The 13,334-nt window shown below is 72.9% G+C and carries 10 protein-coding genes; 7 read left to right on the top strand and 3 right to left on the bottom strand.

Going from position 1 to position 13,334, the window contains the following annotated elements; translation table 11 throughout:
* Positions 1–397: 397 nt before the first annotated feature.
* Positions 398–1,627: a hypothetical protein gene (locus ACFVGO_RS19225; protein WP_380357690.1), complete on the bottom strand. Its 1,230-nt coding sequence runs from the start codon at positions 1,625–1,627 to the stop codon at positions 398–400.
* A gap of 347 nt (positions 1,628–1,974) precedes the next feature.
* Between ACFVGO_RS19225 and ACFVGO_RS19230 the strand changes: the two genes are divergently transcribed.
* The 5 genes from ACFVGO_RS19230 to ACFVGO_RS19250 all read left to right on the top strand — a co-directional run bounded on the left by ACFVGO_RS19230 (position 1,975) and on the right by ACFVGO_RS19250 (position 8,620).
* The gene (locus ACFVGO_RS19230; RefSeq protein WP_380633032.1) at positions 1,975–3,030 is read left to right on the top strand and encodes a phosphotransferase family protein; all 1,056 of its coding nucleotides are present in this window, start codon (positions 1,975–1,977) and stop codon (positions 3,028–3,030) included.
* A gap of 27 nt (positions 3,031–3,057) precedes the next feature.
* Entirely contained in the window at positions 3,058–4,302 is a 1,245-nt protein-coding gene (locus ACFVGO_RS19235; protein ID WP_359909282.1) for an acyl-CoA dehydrogenase family protein, read from the top strand.
* 119 nt (positions 4,303–4,421) lie between these two features.
* A complete protein-coding gene (locus tag ACFVGO_RS19240; protein ID WP_380633034.1) occupies positions 4,422–5,699 on the top strand; it encodes an alpha/beta hydrolase family protein in 1,278 nt (425 codons plus the stop codon).
* Positions 5,700–6,128: 429 nt separating this feature from the next.
* Positions 6,129–8,027, top strand: coding sequence for a putative Ig domain-containing protein (locus tag ACFVGO_RS19245; protein WP_359909277.1), 1,899 nt, complete (start codon positions 6,129–6,131; stop codon positions 8,025–8,027).
* A gap of 140 nt (positions 8,028–8,167) precedes the next feature.
* Entirely contained in the window at positions 8,168–8,620 is a 453-nt protein-coding gene (locus ACFVGO_RS19250) for a hypothetical protein (protein ID WP_359909274.1), read from the top strand.
* A gap of 10 nt (positions 8,621–8,630) precedes the next feature.
* Here the strand turns inward: ACFVGO_RS19250 and ACFVGO_RS19255 are convergent, their stop codons facing one another.
* A complete protein-coding gene (locus ACFVGO_RS19255) occupies positions 8,631–9,044 on the bottom strand; it encodes a helix-turn-helix domain-containing protein (RefSeq protein WP_359909271.1) in 414 nt (137 codons plus the stop codon).
* Between the two features lie 80 nt (positions 9,045–9,124).
* Here ACFVGO_RS19255 and ACFVGO_RS19260 point away from each other — a divergent pair, with 80 nt between their 5' ends.
* Complete coding sequence (locus ACFVGO_RS19260; protein ID WP_359909268.1) at positions 9,125–9,946, top strand: NAD(P)H-binding protein; 822 nt, start codon at positions 9,125–9,127, stop codon at positions 9,944–9,946.
* A 97-nt stretch (positions 9,947–10,043) separates the two neighbouring features.
* Here ACFVGO_RS19260 and ACFVGO_RS19265 read toward each other — a convergent pair whose 3' ends face one another.
* Positions 10,044–12,320 (bottom strand): hypothetical protein, encoded by a 2,277-nt coding sequence (locus ACFVGO_RS19265; RefSeq protein WP_380633037.1) that lies wholly within the window; start codon positions 12,318–12,320, stop codon positions 10,044–10,046.
* 556 nt (positions 12,321–12,876) lie between these two features.
* Here ACFVGO_RS19265 and ACFVGO_RS19270 point away from each other — a divergent pair.
* A complete protein-coding gene (locus ACFVGO_RS19270) occupies positions 12,877–13,272 on the top strand; it encodes a chaplin (protein ID WP_380633039.1) in 396 nt (131 codons plus the stop codon).
* Positions 13,273–13,334: the final 62 nt, after the last annotated feature.

The raw sequence follows: 13,334 nt of genomic DNA on the forward strand, positions 1-13,334 counted from the left end.
CTGCGTTCTACGCCTCGACGAGGGCCGGTTCCGGTGATCGGGTACCGGGCCGGTGTCCGGATGTCGGGGAGCGGTGAACCGCGGGGCGGGTCAGCCGTGCCCCTCGCCGAGCATGATCCGCGCGATCAGCTCCCGGCGGCTGCCCACGCCGGTCGGGTCGGCGAGCGAGGACGGCGTCGGGTCGGCCAGCGGGGCGCAGCAGTTCATCCGCCCGCCGGAAGACCTCCGGAGCCGTCAACCCCGCCCCCGCGAGCTCCCGCATCCCCTCGACCGCCGCCCGACCCGCCACCCCGCGCCGCCCCATCCGGCGAAGCTGACACGCACCCGGCCCCCGCCTCGACGCCCCGAACGGCGGGGGTGCGCCTCCTCCTGTCTGAGGCCCGGCGGTCCCGTCCGGTCACCTGACCAGGCGGGACCAGTCGGCCGGTTGGGCGGGGTCGAGTTGGCGGAGCTGGTCGAGGACCTTCGGGTCCTGGGCGTCGAGCCAGTCGGCGACCTGGCGGAAGGAGACGCAGCGGACGCCCTCGCGCTTGCAGACGTTCTTCATCACGTCCTCGATGGCCTGCATGTAGATGCCGCCGTTCCAGGACTCGAAGTGGTTGCCGATGAAGAGCGGGGCGCGGCTGCCGTTGTAGACGCGTTCGAAGCCGGCCAGGTAGCTCTCGCGGGTCTCCTTCTCCCAGGTGTCGTACTTCTTGGGGTCGCCGTTGGTGGTGTTCCCGGACTGGTTGGCCAGGAAGTTGAAGTCCATCGAGAGGCTCTGGGTCGACCTGCCGGGGTAGGGGAGCATCTGGAGCGGGAAGTTCCAGATGCCCTCCTTCTTCACCGGCCAGACCTGGAACTCGCCCGGGGAGCTGGCGTCGTAGCGGAAGCCCGCCGCCTTCTCGGCCGGCAGCAGGTTCTTCTGGCCCTCCAGGCAGGGGGCGCGGCCGCCGACCAGTTCCTTGGTGTAGTCGAAGGGGAGGGGCGGGACGTCCTTGAAGCCGGTGTTGGTCTTCCAGTTGGTGACGAAGGAGACGGCCTGGTCGAGCTCGCTCTTCCACTCCTCGGTGCTCCACTCGCCGCCGCCCTTGGCGTTGCAGAAGTGCCCGTTGAAGTGGGTGCCGACCTCGTTGCCGTCCTGCCAGGCGAGGCGCAGCTGTTCCAGGGTGTCCTTGATGTGGGGGTCGGTGGCGTAGTCGATGGAGGCGTCGCCGGGCTTGTGCTGCGGTGGCTTGTAGAGCGTGCTCCTGGACTTGGGGAGGGTGTAGAGGCCGCTCAGGAAGAAGGTCATCTGGGCGTTGTTCTCGACGCCGAGTTTGCGGAAGCGGGAGAACATGCGATCGTCGCCCTCCAGCGCGCCGTCCCAGGAGAAGACGACGAACTGCGGCGGCTTCTCGCCGGGCTTGAGCTTCTCGGGCGTGGGCTGCTTGGGCTGCGGGCCGGTGTAGGAGGTGGAGCCGTCGCCGAGCACCTTGACCTGGCCGTCCCAGGTGGGGGTGGGCGTGGGGGCGGGGGGTGGCGGGGCGGGGGTGTCGGTCGTGGCACTCGGGGCCGGGGTGGACGGGGTGGTGCCGGTGGCGGCCGTGGGTCTGCTCTGCGTGCCGGAGCATCCCGTCGCCAGGGCGGAGGTCCCGAGGACCCCCATCGCCAGCAGGATGGCCGAGCCGCGAGCAGTCCTCACCGGACCCCATTTCTCTGATCTTCGATCAGGCGGTGTTCAGAAGACGATCGATGGAAGTGATCATCAGAACACTTTTGATCGACCTCTGTCGAGGCGGGGCCGGTGCGACCGCGGTGGGGGCGGGGTCGGCGAGCAACTCCCTTGTGTCGCACGGCGGATGGCGTGATGAGAAGGCCTCGCCGGCGGCCCCCGCATCGATCGAACCCCCGAGCCGTGCGGCGCGGGGGTTCGCGGCATTGACAGGGGGCCTCCTGCGGTTGAATGCTAAGCAAGCGCTTAGTCAATGATCCGCTTCCCCGAGGAGCCGCCCGATGGCCGAGACCCCCGTCGACCCGCCAGGCCTGGACCTGGCCCGCCTCCGGGCCCACCTGGACCGCGAGCTGCCCGGCATCCTCCAGGGCCAGGGCCAGGGAGAGGGCCGGGGGCGGGGGCCGTTGCGGGCCGACCTCATCGAAGGCGGCCGCTCGAACCTCACGTACGTGCTGAGCGACGGCGCCTCCCGCGCGGTCCTCCGGCGACCGCCGCTCGGGCACGTCCTCGCCACCGCGCACGACATGGGCCGCGAGTACCGGGTGATGACCGCGCTGCGCGACACCGGGGTCCCCGTCCCCCGCACCCTGCTGCTCGACCCGGACACCGACACCCTCGGCGCCCCCTGGTACCTGATGGAGTACGTCCCCGGCACCGCCCACCGGGACGCCGCCCCGCTGGCCGCCCTCGGCGAACAGCGGGTGCACGCGCTCGGGCGCAGGCTGGTCGACACCCTCGCCACCCTGCACGGGATCGACCCGGCCGCCGTCGGCCTCGCCGACTTCGGCCGCCCGGAGGGCTACCTGGAGCGCCAGCTGCGCCGCTGGTCGAAGCAATTGGAAGCCTCCCGCAGCCGCGACCTGCCGGACCTCGACCGCCTGCGCGCCGGGCTCGCCGAGCGGCTGCCGGTCTCGCCCGCGCCCGCGCTGGTGCACGGCGACTACCGGCTCGACAACGTCCTGGTCGACGCGGACGACACCATCGCCGCCGTCCTGGACTGGGAGATGTCCACCCTCGGCGACCCGCTCACCGATGTCGGCCTGCTGGTGATGTACACCGAACTCGCCGGCGTCGGCGGCGGCATCATCCCCTCCGCCATGACCGCCCCCGGCTTCCCGAAGCCCGACGAGATCGTCTCCTCCTACGCCGACGCGACCGGGCGCCGGGCGGAGGACCTCGACTGGTACGTCGCCTTCGCCTCGTTCAAGCTCGCCGCCGTCGCCGAGGGCATCCACTTCCGCTTCCGGCAGGGCCGCACCCTGGGCGCCGGCTTCGAGCGCGCCGGCGAGATGGCCCCGATCCTCGCCCGGCACGGCCTGAGCACCCTCAAGGCCTGAGCACCCTCAAGGAGAGCCGAGAACCCGATGGACTTCGCCTACGACGCCCGGACGAACGAGCTCCGCGAGCAGCTGCTCGCCTTCATGGACGAGCACGTGTACCCCGCCGAGCCCGTCCTCGCCGCCCAGCTCGCGGCCCGACCCGCCGACCCGGCCCGCGACCGGTGGGCCGTCCCCCCGGTCGTCGCCGACCTCCAGACCGAGGCCCGCAAGCAGGGGCTCTGGAATCTCTTCTTTGTGGACAAGCACAGCCTCCCCGGCGAGCCCGGTGCCGGCCTGACCAACCTCCAGTACGCCCCGCTCGCCGAAATCACCGGCCGCAGCATCCAGTTGGCCCCGCCCGCGCTCAACTGCGCGGCGCCCGACACCGGCAACATGGAGCTGCTCGCCCAGTTCGGCAGCGCCGAGCAGCGCGAGCGCTGGCTGCGCCCGCTGCTGGACGGCGCGATCCGCTCGGCCTTCGCGATGACCGAGCCCGAGGTGGCCTCCTCGGACGCCACCAACATCGCCACCCGGATCGAGCGGGACGGCGAGGAGTACGTCGTCAATGGCCGCAAGTGGTACATCACCGGGGCGATGAACCCCGACTGCCGGATCCTCATCGTGATGGGCAGGACCGACCCGGCCGCCGAACCCCACCGGCAGCAGAGCATGGTGCTCGTCCCGCGCGACACCCCGGGCGTGACCGTGCGGCGCGGCATGACGGTCTTCGGGTACGACGACGCCGATCACGGCGGCCACGCCGAGGTGCTGTTCGAGGACGTCCGCGTCCCGGTGGAGAACCTGATCGGCGAGGAGGGCACGGGCTTCGCCATCGCCCAGGCCCGGCTCGGCCCCGGCCGCATCCACCACTGCATGCGCGCCATCGGCATCGCCGAGCGGGCGCTGGAACTGATGTGCCGCCGGGCCGACGAGCGGGTGGCGTTCGGGAAGCCGCTGGCCGAGCAGGGCGTGGTGCAGGACTGGATCGCCGAGTCCCGGGTGCGGATCGAGCAGTTGCGGCTGCTGGTGCTGAAGACCGCCTGGCTGATGGACACCGTCGGCAACCGCGGTGCGCACACCGAGATCCAGGCGATCAAGATCGCCACCCCGCGCACCGTCGAGTGGATCCTCGACAAGGCCGTCCAGGCCCACGGCGCCGCCGGCGTCAGCCAGGACACCCCGCTCGCCCAGCTGTGGGCCGGCAACCGCACCCTGCGGCTGGCGGACGGCCCCGACGAGGTGCACAAGCGCTCGCTGGCCCGGAGGGAACTGCGCAAGTACCGGCGCTGACCCGTAGGGGTGTCATACCCGGGTATTCAGGGACGTGTTGGCCCTCTGGTATGACGGCCGCGGCCCGTCCCCGACCGTAGTGTCCTGCGTGTTCGATCGATCGGAGCACGGAGGACATCATGGGCATTCCGGGACGGGCCGTGGCGGCGGTGGTGCTGGCGGCGGCAACGGCGGTGGGCACGATCGGTACGGCCGTGGGGGCGGTCGCGCCGGGGGACGCGGGCCCCGGGCGGCAGGCCCGGGCCTGGCTGCCCGAGCCCAGCGGGCCGTACCCGATCGGGACCACCGCGCTGCACCTCACCGACACCGGACGGGAGGACCCCTGGCATCCCGGGCAGCGGCGCGAGCTGATGATCAGCCTCTGGTACCCGACCTCCCACCCGGCCTCCGGCGACGAGCGGGCCCCGTACATGGAGCCCGCCGCCGGCCGGCACTTCGACGGCCCGGACGGTGTCGGCCTGCTCAACTACGGCACCGAGCCCGGCCGCACCGACTGGTCGGCCATCCGCACCCACGCGCGCAAGGACGCCCCTGCGCTGGCCGGCGGCCCGCGCCCGGTCGTGCTGTACTCGCCCGGCCTCGGCGACCCGCGCACCTGGGGGACGGCGCTGGTCGAGGACCTCGCCTCGCGCGGCTACGTGGTGGTCACCGTCGACCACACCTACGAGGCCTCCGAAGTCGCCTTCCCCGGCGGCGACCTGGCCACCTCGGTGCTCCCCGGCATGCTCGGTCGGCCCGGCCTGGACATCGGCGCGGTGCTGCGCAAGGCGATGGACACCCGGGTCGCCGACACCCGCTTCGTCCTGGACCGGCTCGCCGGCCTGGGCACGCGGTCGGGCCTGCCCGCCGGGGTGGCCGGGGCCCTCGACCTCGGCCGGATCGGCATGGTCGGCCAGTCGGCGGGCGGCTTCACCGCGCTCCAGGCCATGCACGACGACCCGCGGATCGCGGCCGGGATCAACATGGACGGGCAGATGCACTTCCCCGGCCCCGACGGCCACACCGGCGTCCTCCTGCCCAGCGTCGCCGAGGACGGCCTGAACCGGCCGTTCCTGCTGATGGGCACCGGCGGCGAGGACTCCGGCGGCTACCGCGACCAGCCCGGCTGGAACGCCCTGTGGCAGCACAGCACCGGCTGGCACGCCGACGTCACCCTCACCGGCTCCCGCCACGGCTCGTACACCGACGCCCAGCCGCTGCTGCCGCAGCTCGCCCGCCAGGGCGTGCTCAGCGCCGAGCAGCTGCGCAAGGACGTCGGCGACATCCGCCCCGGCCGCGCCGAACTCGCCACCCGCTCCTACGTGGCGTCCTTCTTCGACCGCTGGCTGCGCGGCCAGGACGACCACCTGCTGGACGGGCCCTCGGCGCGCTTCCCCGAGGTGGCGTACGAGCGGTAGCGGGCCGGGGCGGCGGGCGGATTCCCGTGCCGCCCCCTTCCGGAGGGGCCGAGGGGGAGGTTCCGCACGGCGCCGAATTGCCGTCAGGGGGCCTCGCCGCACGGCCGCTCGCGGATTTCGAAACGGTATTTCCTGTCCTATTCAGTGAATGACTACGCGCGTTGATCCCCTTTCATCAACGTTGCTTGACCTGCTTGGACGCGCTTCTTAATCGATCCTTACCCCGCGCCGTTGACCGGTGTTCATCAGCTCTGCTTTCCTTCTTGCCACGCAGGCGGCAAATGCCGACGGACCGTCAATTCCGGGTGTGCGAATGAATTCGACCGGAACCCGGCCCGACGGAATCCGCCGCCGGCCCTTCCCCCACAAAGGGATCGTTCCCGGCTCCCGAGGCCGCGGACGATCGGCAGAAGAGAGGCACCCTCACCCATGGGTCACTCCCCCAGGACAGGACGCGCGAGGTACGCGGCGCTCACCGGAATAGCGTCGCTCGCGCTCGCCGCCGCCGGCTTGGCCGGCGCGGCCGGTCCGGCCTCCGCGCAGGACATCTCCGGCTCGCAGGGCAGCACCACCAACGAGTTCAACCCCTGGAGCCCGCAGAACGGCCACCCCTACCGGCACGGCGCGGTCCCCGGCATGTCCCAGCACGAGAACTACAAGAAGTGGCTCGCCGCCCACGACCAGGCCGCGGCGACCGGTCAGCAGACGCTGTCGTACGGCGGCGGCGTCGACGGGATCGGCGTGCAGAGCGGGCACTCCAAGGTCTACCTGGTCTTCTACGGCAACCAGTGGGGCACCCAGACCACCGACGCCGGCGGCAACGCGAAGTTCTCCAACGACTCGGCCGGTGCCGCCGGTGCCACCCAGCAGATGTTCAAGGGCATCGGCACCAACGGCGAGACCTGGTCGGCCGACCTGACCCAGTGGTGCGACGGCCCCACCGTCGCCACCGGTGCCGTGAGCTGCCCGTCCGGCGCCAACTTCATCCCGTACCAGAGCGGCGGCGTCCTGTCCGGCGTCTGGTACGACAACGCGGCCGCCTCGCCGAGCCAGGCCAGCGGCAACCAGCTCGCCCAGGAGGCCGTCAAGGCCGCCGGACACTTCGGCAACACCACCGCCGCCGCCAACCGGGACGCGTACTACATCGTCCTGTCGCCGCACGGCACCAACCCGGACGACTACCAGAACCCGACCACCGGGTACTGCGCCTGGCACGACTGGAACGGTGACACCACCCTCACCGGCGGTGCGGCGAGCTCGCCCTACGGCGACATCGCCTTCTCCAACCAGCCGTACAACATCGACGCGGGCTCCAACTGCGGCGTCGGCTTCGTCAACTCGCCCGGCACGCTGGACGGCTGGACGATGACCCTCGGCCACGAGTGGCACGAGATGATGTCCGACCAGAACCCGGCCGGAGGCTGGACCAACCACGTCTCCGGCAGCAGCTACAACGGCCAGGAGAACTCCGACGAGTGCGCCTGGATCCAGCCCGGCAGCACCGGCGGCGCCGCCAACATCTCCTTCGGGGCATTCGGCAGCTACGCCGAGCAGGCCAGCTGGTCCAACGACACCAACTCCTGCGCGATCTCGCACGCCATCCTGACCCACGGCAACTCGGTCACCGTCACCAACCCGGGCAACCAGAGCGGCACCGTCGGCACCGCGGTCGGCCTGCAGATCAACGCCACCGACTCGGCCACCGGCCAGACCCTGGGCTACTCGGCCACCGGCCTGCCGGCCGGCCTGTCGATCAACGCCTCGACCGGCCTGATCTCCGGCACCCCGACCGCCGCCGGCACCTCCAGCGTCACGGTCACCGCCACCGACACCACCGGCGCCGCCGGCAGCACCACCTTCACCTGGACCGAGTCCACCGGCGGGGGCGGTGGCAACGCCGTCACCAACGGTGGACTGGAGACCGGCAGCCTGACCGGCTGGACCACCGCCGGCAGCACCTCCGCCACCGCCTCCGCCGCCCACAGCGGCGGCTACGGCGCCATGGTCGGCTCCACCGGCCCGACCGGGGACTCCTCGATCGCCCAGACCTTCACCGCGCCGACCGGCTCCAGCAAGCTGTCCTTCTGGTACAGCAACACCTGTGACGACACCGTCACCTACGACTGGGCCACCGCCACCCTGAAGGACAACACCACCGGCACGACGACCACGGTCCTGGCCAAGACCTGCACCACCACCGGCACCTGGACCAACAAGGCGGCGACCGTCACCCCGGGCCACTCCTACACCCTCACCCTGAGCAACCACGACGACAACTACCCGGGTGACCCGACCTACACCTACTACGACGACGTGACCGTCTCCTGACGACCGCCGCGCCGAACGCACCGGGGTGGGCCCAGCGCCCGCCCCGGTGCCGTTTCCGGTCCGAGCGCCGTCCGGCGGGATCCGAACCGGCCGCCGGGGCGTCGAACCGGTACCCCGGAACAACAGCAGGAGGAACCGCCGTGAACCCGAGAAGATCCGCCGCCCCGGTACTCGCGGCCGCCCTGCTCGCCCTGGCCGGCTGCGCCTCCACCGGAACGGGCCCGTCGACGCCCACCGCCGCGTCGACCGCGTCGACCGCGCCGAGCCCGGCGACGGTCACGGTGGACGAGCACGCCGACCGCACCACCCTGAAGGCCGCCGTCGGCACGACCGTCACGCTCGCCCTCCACAGCACCTACTGGTCGGCCGCGACCAGTTCCGCCCCCGACGTCCTCGCGCCGGAAGGCTCCCCGACCACCGCCCCGTCCCCGTCCTGCCGCCCCGGCGGCGGCTGCGGCACCGTCACCGCCTCCTTCACCGCCCGCGCCCCCGGCACCGCCCGCCTCACCGCGACCCGCACCAGCTGCGGCGAGGCCCTCAACTGCCCGCCCGAGCAGCGCGGCTACGACGTCACCGTCGAGGTCACCGGGTGAGACCCGACCCCTAGCGGATCTCCGAGCCGGGGTTGGCCTCGTCCCACTGCCGCCGGGAGTCGACGATCGCGTCGTGGTGGCCGTACGACCAGTCCGCCATCGCCCGCACCAGGTGGGTCAGGCTGTGCCCGAGCGGCGTCAGCTCGTACTCCACCTGCGGCGGGACGGTCGGGTGGACGGTCCGCGAGACCAGGCCGTCGCGCTCCAGGCGGCGCACGGTCAGGGTGAGCATCCGCTGCGAGATGCCCGGCAGGGCGCGCTGCAGTTCGCGGAACCGCCGTACGCCCTGGGCGAGTTCGACGACGGTGAGGACCGACCACTTGTCGCCCAGGCGGTCCAGCAGGTCGCGGATCCCGCAGTCCACGCCGTCCTCGCACCAGACCACCGGGCGGGACGTGGTTACCGCGGTGTGCCCTGCTGACATGAATGTGCCTCCTTACGCCGGACGCCCAGGCTATCGAGGATGGTCGTGCAGCCGACGACCGATCACCCCTGGAGGAACCCATGCTGCTCGTCACCGGAGTCAACGGAGGCCTGGGCGCGCTCGTCCTGGCGCGGCTCGCCGGCCGGGAGGGCGTCGTCGCCGGCTCGCGCACGCCCGGGGAGGTGCCGCACGGCGTCCCGGCCCGGCTGGTGGACTTCGACCGGCCGGACACCCTGGCGGAGGCCTTCGCCGGGGTGCGGACCCTGCTGCTGATCTCGGCCGGCGCCGCGGAGGACGACGTGGTGATCGCCCGGCACGGCGCCGCGATCGAGGCGGCGGAGCGGGCGGGCGTCGAGCACCTCGTCTACACCAGCCTCTCCGGCGACGGCGACCACCTGCCCTACGCCCTCGCCCACCGCTGGACGGAGCGGCGGCTGCGCGCGTCCGCCACGCTGCGCTGGACGGTGCTGCGCAACGGCCTGTACGCCGAGTTGCTGGGGGCGATCACCGCGCCCGGCCCGGACGGGGTGATCGGCGCTCCGCTCGGGGACGGGAAGCTCGCGGCGGTGGCCCGGGCGGACCTCGCGGAGGTGGCGGTGAACGTCGCCCTGGCGCCGGCCCGGCACGCGGGCCGCACCTACGAGCTGGTGGGGGAGCGGGCGGTGGGCGGCGCGGAGGTGGCCGAGGCGCTCGGCGCCGAGTACCGCCCGGGACGGCTGACCGAGGCCCGGGCGGCGGTGGCGGCCTCGGACGCGCGGGACTTCCAGGTGCCGATGGTGGTCGGCACCTACTCGGCGATCGCCCACGGCTTCCTCGCGGGCCCGGGCGGGCCGGGTGATCTCGCGGCCCTGCTCGGCCGCGAGCCCCGTCCGGCCCTGGAGGTCATCACCGAGGGGCGGTGACCACGGCGCGGGTGACCGCCGGTTGTGCGAGCCCCGACGCACGACACCGGCCCGCGCGCTCCGCGCGGGCCGGTGCCGTCATCCGGGGGGTGCTGTGTCACTCCATGGGCCGGGTGCCCTGGTCCGCGCTGCCGGCCTGCGGGCGGCGTCTGCGGTTGGCGGTGAGGAGCACAGGGACGCCCGCGGCGAGCAGGAGCGCGCCCGCCGCGCCGATGAGGGTCAGGTTTCCGGCACCGGTCTCGGGCAGTTGGCCGTGCGGCGGGTGGGGCTGGCCGGAGGGGTGGTGCGAGGGCGACGGAGAAGGAATGTGCGAGGGGGAGGGCGAGGGGGACGGGGATGGGGCCGACTGGGGCGGCGTGGCCGCGACCCGCGCCGTGGCGGGGCCCGACGTGACCGTGGTGGAGCCGGGCCCGGTGGCGGTGGCCACCGCGGTGTTGTCGATGTGCCCCTGGCGCAGGTCGGCCGCGGTGACGGTGTAGGTGCCCGTGCAGGTCGTCGACCCGCCGGGCGCCAGCGGCCCGGTGGGGCAGCTGATGGTGGGGGCGGTGCCGGAGCCGGAGAACGCGGTGTCGGCGACGGTGATGCCGGTGAGGGTGACGTTGCCGCTGTTGGTGGCCACCAGGGTGTAGGTGACGGTCTGGCCGGCGGCGGTCACCGTGGCCGGGGACGCGGACTTGGCGAGGGTGAGGGCCGGGGACCGGGTCAGCGTCACGGTGGCGGTGGCGGGGGGCGAGGTCACCGGGGGCCCGGAGGGCGGGGTGCCGGTCGCGGTGGCGGTGTTGGTGATCGTCCCGGCGTCGATGTCGGCCTGGGTGACGGTGTAGGTGGCCGTGCAGGTGATCGACGCTCCCGGCTCCAGGGGCGTCGACGGGCAGGTGATCACGGGCGGGGTGCCCTTGCCGGAGAAGGAGGTGTCCGTCACCGACAGGCCCGTCAGGGTGACGTTGCCGGTGTTGGTCACCACGTAGGAGTAGTCGAGGACCTGGCCGGGGGTGAGGGTGGCGACCACGGTGTTGCGCCGGTTGTTGCCGCCGCCGCCGTTGTTGCCCCCGCCGTTGTGGCCCCCGCCCCCGCCCCCGCCGCCGCCGGCGACGGACACGATCTTGTCGAGGGTGAGCGCGGCCGGAGGGCCGGTCACGGTGGCGGTGGCGGGCGGTGAGGTGACCGGGGGCCCGTAGGGCGGGGTGCCGGTCGCGGTGGCGGTGTTGGTGATCGTCCCGGCGGTGACGTCGGCCTGGGTGACGGTGTAGGTGGCCGAGCAGGTGAAACTCGCGCCGACGGGCAGGATGGCCGACGGGCAGGAGATCGCGGGCGGGGTTCCCGTGCCGGAGAACGAGGTGTCGGTGACGTTGATGTCCGTCAGGTCGACGTTCCCGGTGTTGGTCACCGTGAAGTAGTAGATGAGGGGCTCGCCGACGGCGATGGTGGTCATCAGGGTGTTGCGCCGGCTGTTGCCGCCGCTGCCGCCCCCGCCGGAGGTGATGGCGATCTTGTCGAGGGCCAGGCCGGCCTGGTTCTGCGGCGAGGTCACCGTCGCTGTGGCGGGCCCTGACGTGACCGGGGGCCCGGAGGGCGGGGTGCCGGTCGCGGTGGCGGTGTTGGTGATCGACCCGGCGGCCACGTCGGCCTGCGTCACCGTGTACGAGCCGGTGCAGGTCATCGACTCGCCCGGCGGCAGCGTGGTCGCCGGGCAGGAGATCGCGGGCGGGGTGCCCGTGCCGGAGAAGGAGGTGTCCGTCACCGACACCCCCGTCAGCGTGACGTTCCCGGTGTTCATCACGTCGTACGTGTAGGAGATCGTCTGACCGACCGTCAACGTGGTCACGGAGGTCGAGCGTCGGCTGTTGGTGCCGCCGCCGTTGTTCCCACCCCCGTTGTTCCCGCCGCCGCCGTTGTTCCCGCCCCCGCCGTTGCCTCCGGACGGTGCCCCGGCCTTCTGCAGGGAGATCGCCGCGCTCTGGATGGCGGCCAGGGTGGCGGTGGCGCCGGGCGCGGTGACCGTGGATCCGGTGGACGTCCGACCGGTGGCGGTGCCGATGCTCGTGACGCCGCCCGCGTCGATGTCCGCCTGGGTCACGGTGTACGGGGCGGTGCAGGTCGTCGCGGAGCCGGGGGCGAGGTCGGTCCCCTGGCACGAGACCACCAGCGGGCCCGCGGTGCCGCTGAAGGACGTGGTGGTGACCGTGACTCCGGTGAGCGGCTCGTCACCGTTGTTCGTGACCACGAAGGAGAAGGTCGCGTTCTCGCCGACCGTGTTGACGGTCGTCGGGGAGACCGACTGGGAGAGCGACAGCGAGGGCGACTGCGCCGCGGCCTTCCCGGCCAGGGGGAAGCCGGTGACGGACACGGTCGCCACGGCCGCCGCGGTCGTCAACGCCATCAGGGTCCGGCGGAGGACCCGCCGGGCCCTCGGCGCCCCCGAAGGCGGTCCGGACTCCCCCGAGTCGTGCGGCGGCCGGGTTGTGCGGACTCTCATGCGGGTACTCCCAGGTCGACTCGGGCACCGGCGCCCGAACACTGGCGCGGCGGGTGGGACGGCTTTGACGGTGTGAAACGCGAGCCGCGCATCCGTTCGCCGGAGGCACCCGGGCCGACCCGGTCGAACGACTGCGCACCATGTCACCGCACGCCTGCCGCCTCGGCAGCGGACATGCAAGGCCGGTTATCGCCCCGGGCAGTGCCGCGCGGCACCGTGAAACGCCCGAAAGGCACCTGATCGGTTGCCGTACGTCACCGCTCCGGCCGAGGTCCCGCAGGCGGGCCGTGCTCCCGGGGCGCCGGTCTCACCCGGTTCGGACCGCGGGGACCGTCCGGTTCCGGTCCGATCGGGGTGGGGCTCCTGCATCGGTGGTAGATCGGGCCTGCAACCGGGTGACCGCGCGGGCGGGGCTGCCCCGTGACGCCCGGGCCGACCGGCTACCCCTTCCGCCATGACCAACACCAGCAAGTACCTGCTCGCCGGCGGCCTCACGGTCGCGCTGGCCGTCCTCTCCACGGGTCCCGCGGCCGCGGGCCACGACGAGGGGGCCGAACACGGCGAGTCCGGATACACCCTGCCCTCGGGCGCGTGCTTCAACGCGCACGGCGACGCCGACGCCGACGGCATCGCCGCGGCATCGCCGGGTGTGCTGTCCGGCAACCTGATCCAGATCCCCGTCAACCTCGAGGCCAACGTCTGCGGCAACTCCATCGACATCGTCGGCCTGCTCAACCCGGCGGGCGGCGGCGGGGGCGGCGGCAACAACGGCGGTGGCAACAACGGGGGTGGCAACAACGGCGGTGGGGGCGGCAACAACGGCGGCGGCAGCAGCGGGGGCAACAGCTAGGAGCGCGCGGCGTCGAGCGGGGCGGGGGGAGCAGCCCACAGAAGTTGGCCCCCCCCCCCTTC

The organism is Kitasatospora sp. NPDC057738 (assembly GCF_042798815.1).
GTDB lineage: Bacteria > Actinomycetota > Actinomycetes > Streptomycetales > Streptomycetaceae > Kitasatospora > Kitasatospora lactacystinica.

Coding starts and splice junctions, on each gene's coding strand:
- ACFVGO_RS19225 (WP_380357690.1), bottom strand. CDS start 1,627: ATGGGGGTCCTCGGGACCTCCGCCCTGGCGACGGGATGCTCCGGCACG.
- ACFVGO_RS19230 (WP_380633032.1), top strand. CDS start 1,975: ATGGCCGAGACCCCCGTCGACCCGCCAGGCCTGGACCTGGCCCGCCTC.
- ACFVGO_RS19235 (WP_359909282.1), top strand. CDS start 3,058: ATGGACTTCGCCTACGACGCCCGGACGAACGAGCTCCGCGAGCAGCTG.
- ACFVGO_RS19240 (WP_380633034.1), top strand. CDS start 4,422: ATGGGCATTCCGGGACGGGCCGTGGCGGCGGTGGTGCTGGCGGCGGCA.
- ACFVGO_RS19245 (WP_359909277.1), top strand. CDS start 6,129: ATGGGTCACTCCCCCAGGACAGGACGCGCGAGGTACGCGGCGCTCACC.
- ACFVGO_RS19255 (WP_359909271.1), bottom strand. CDS start 9,044: ATGTCAGCAGGGCACACCGCGGTAACCACGTCCCGCCCGGTGGTCTGG.
- ACFVGO_RS19260 (WP_359909268.1), top strand. CDS start 9,125: ATGCTGCTCGTCACCGGAGTCAACGGAGGCCTGGGCGCGCTCGTCCTG.
- ACFVGO_RS19270 (WP_380633039.1), top strand. CDS start 12,877: ATGACCAACACCAGCAAGTACCTGCTCGCCGGCGGCCTCACGGTCGCG.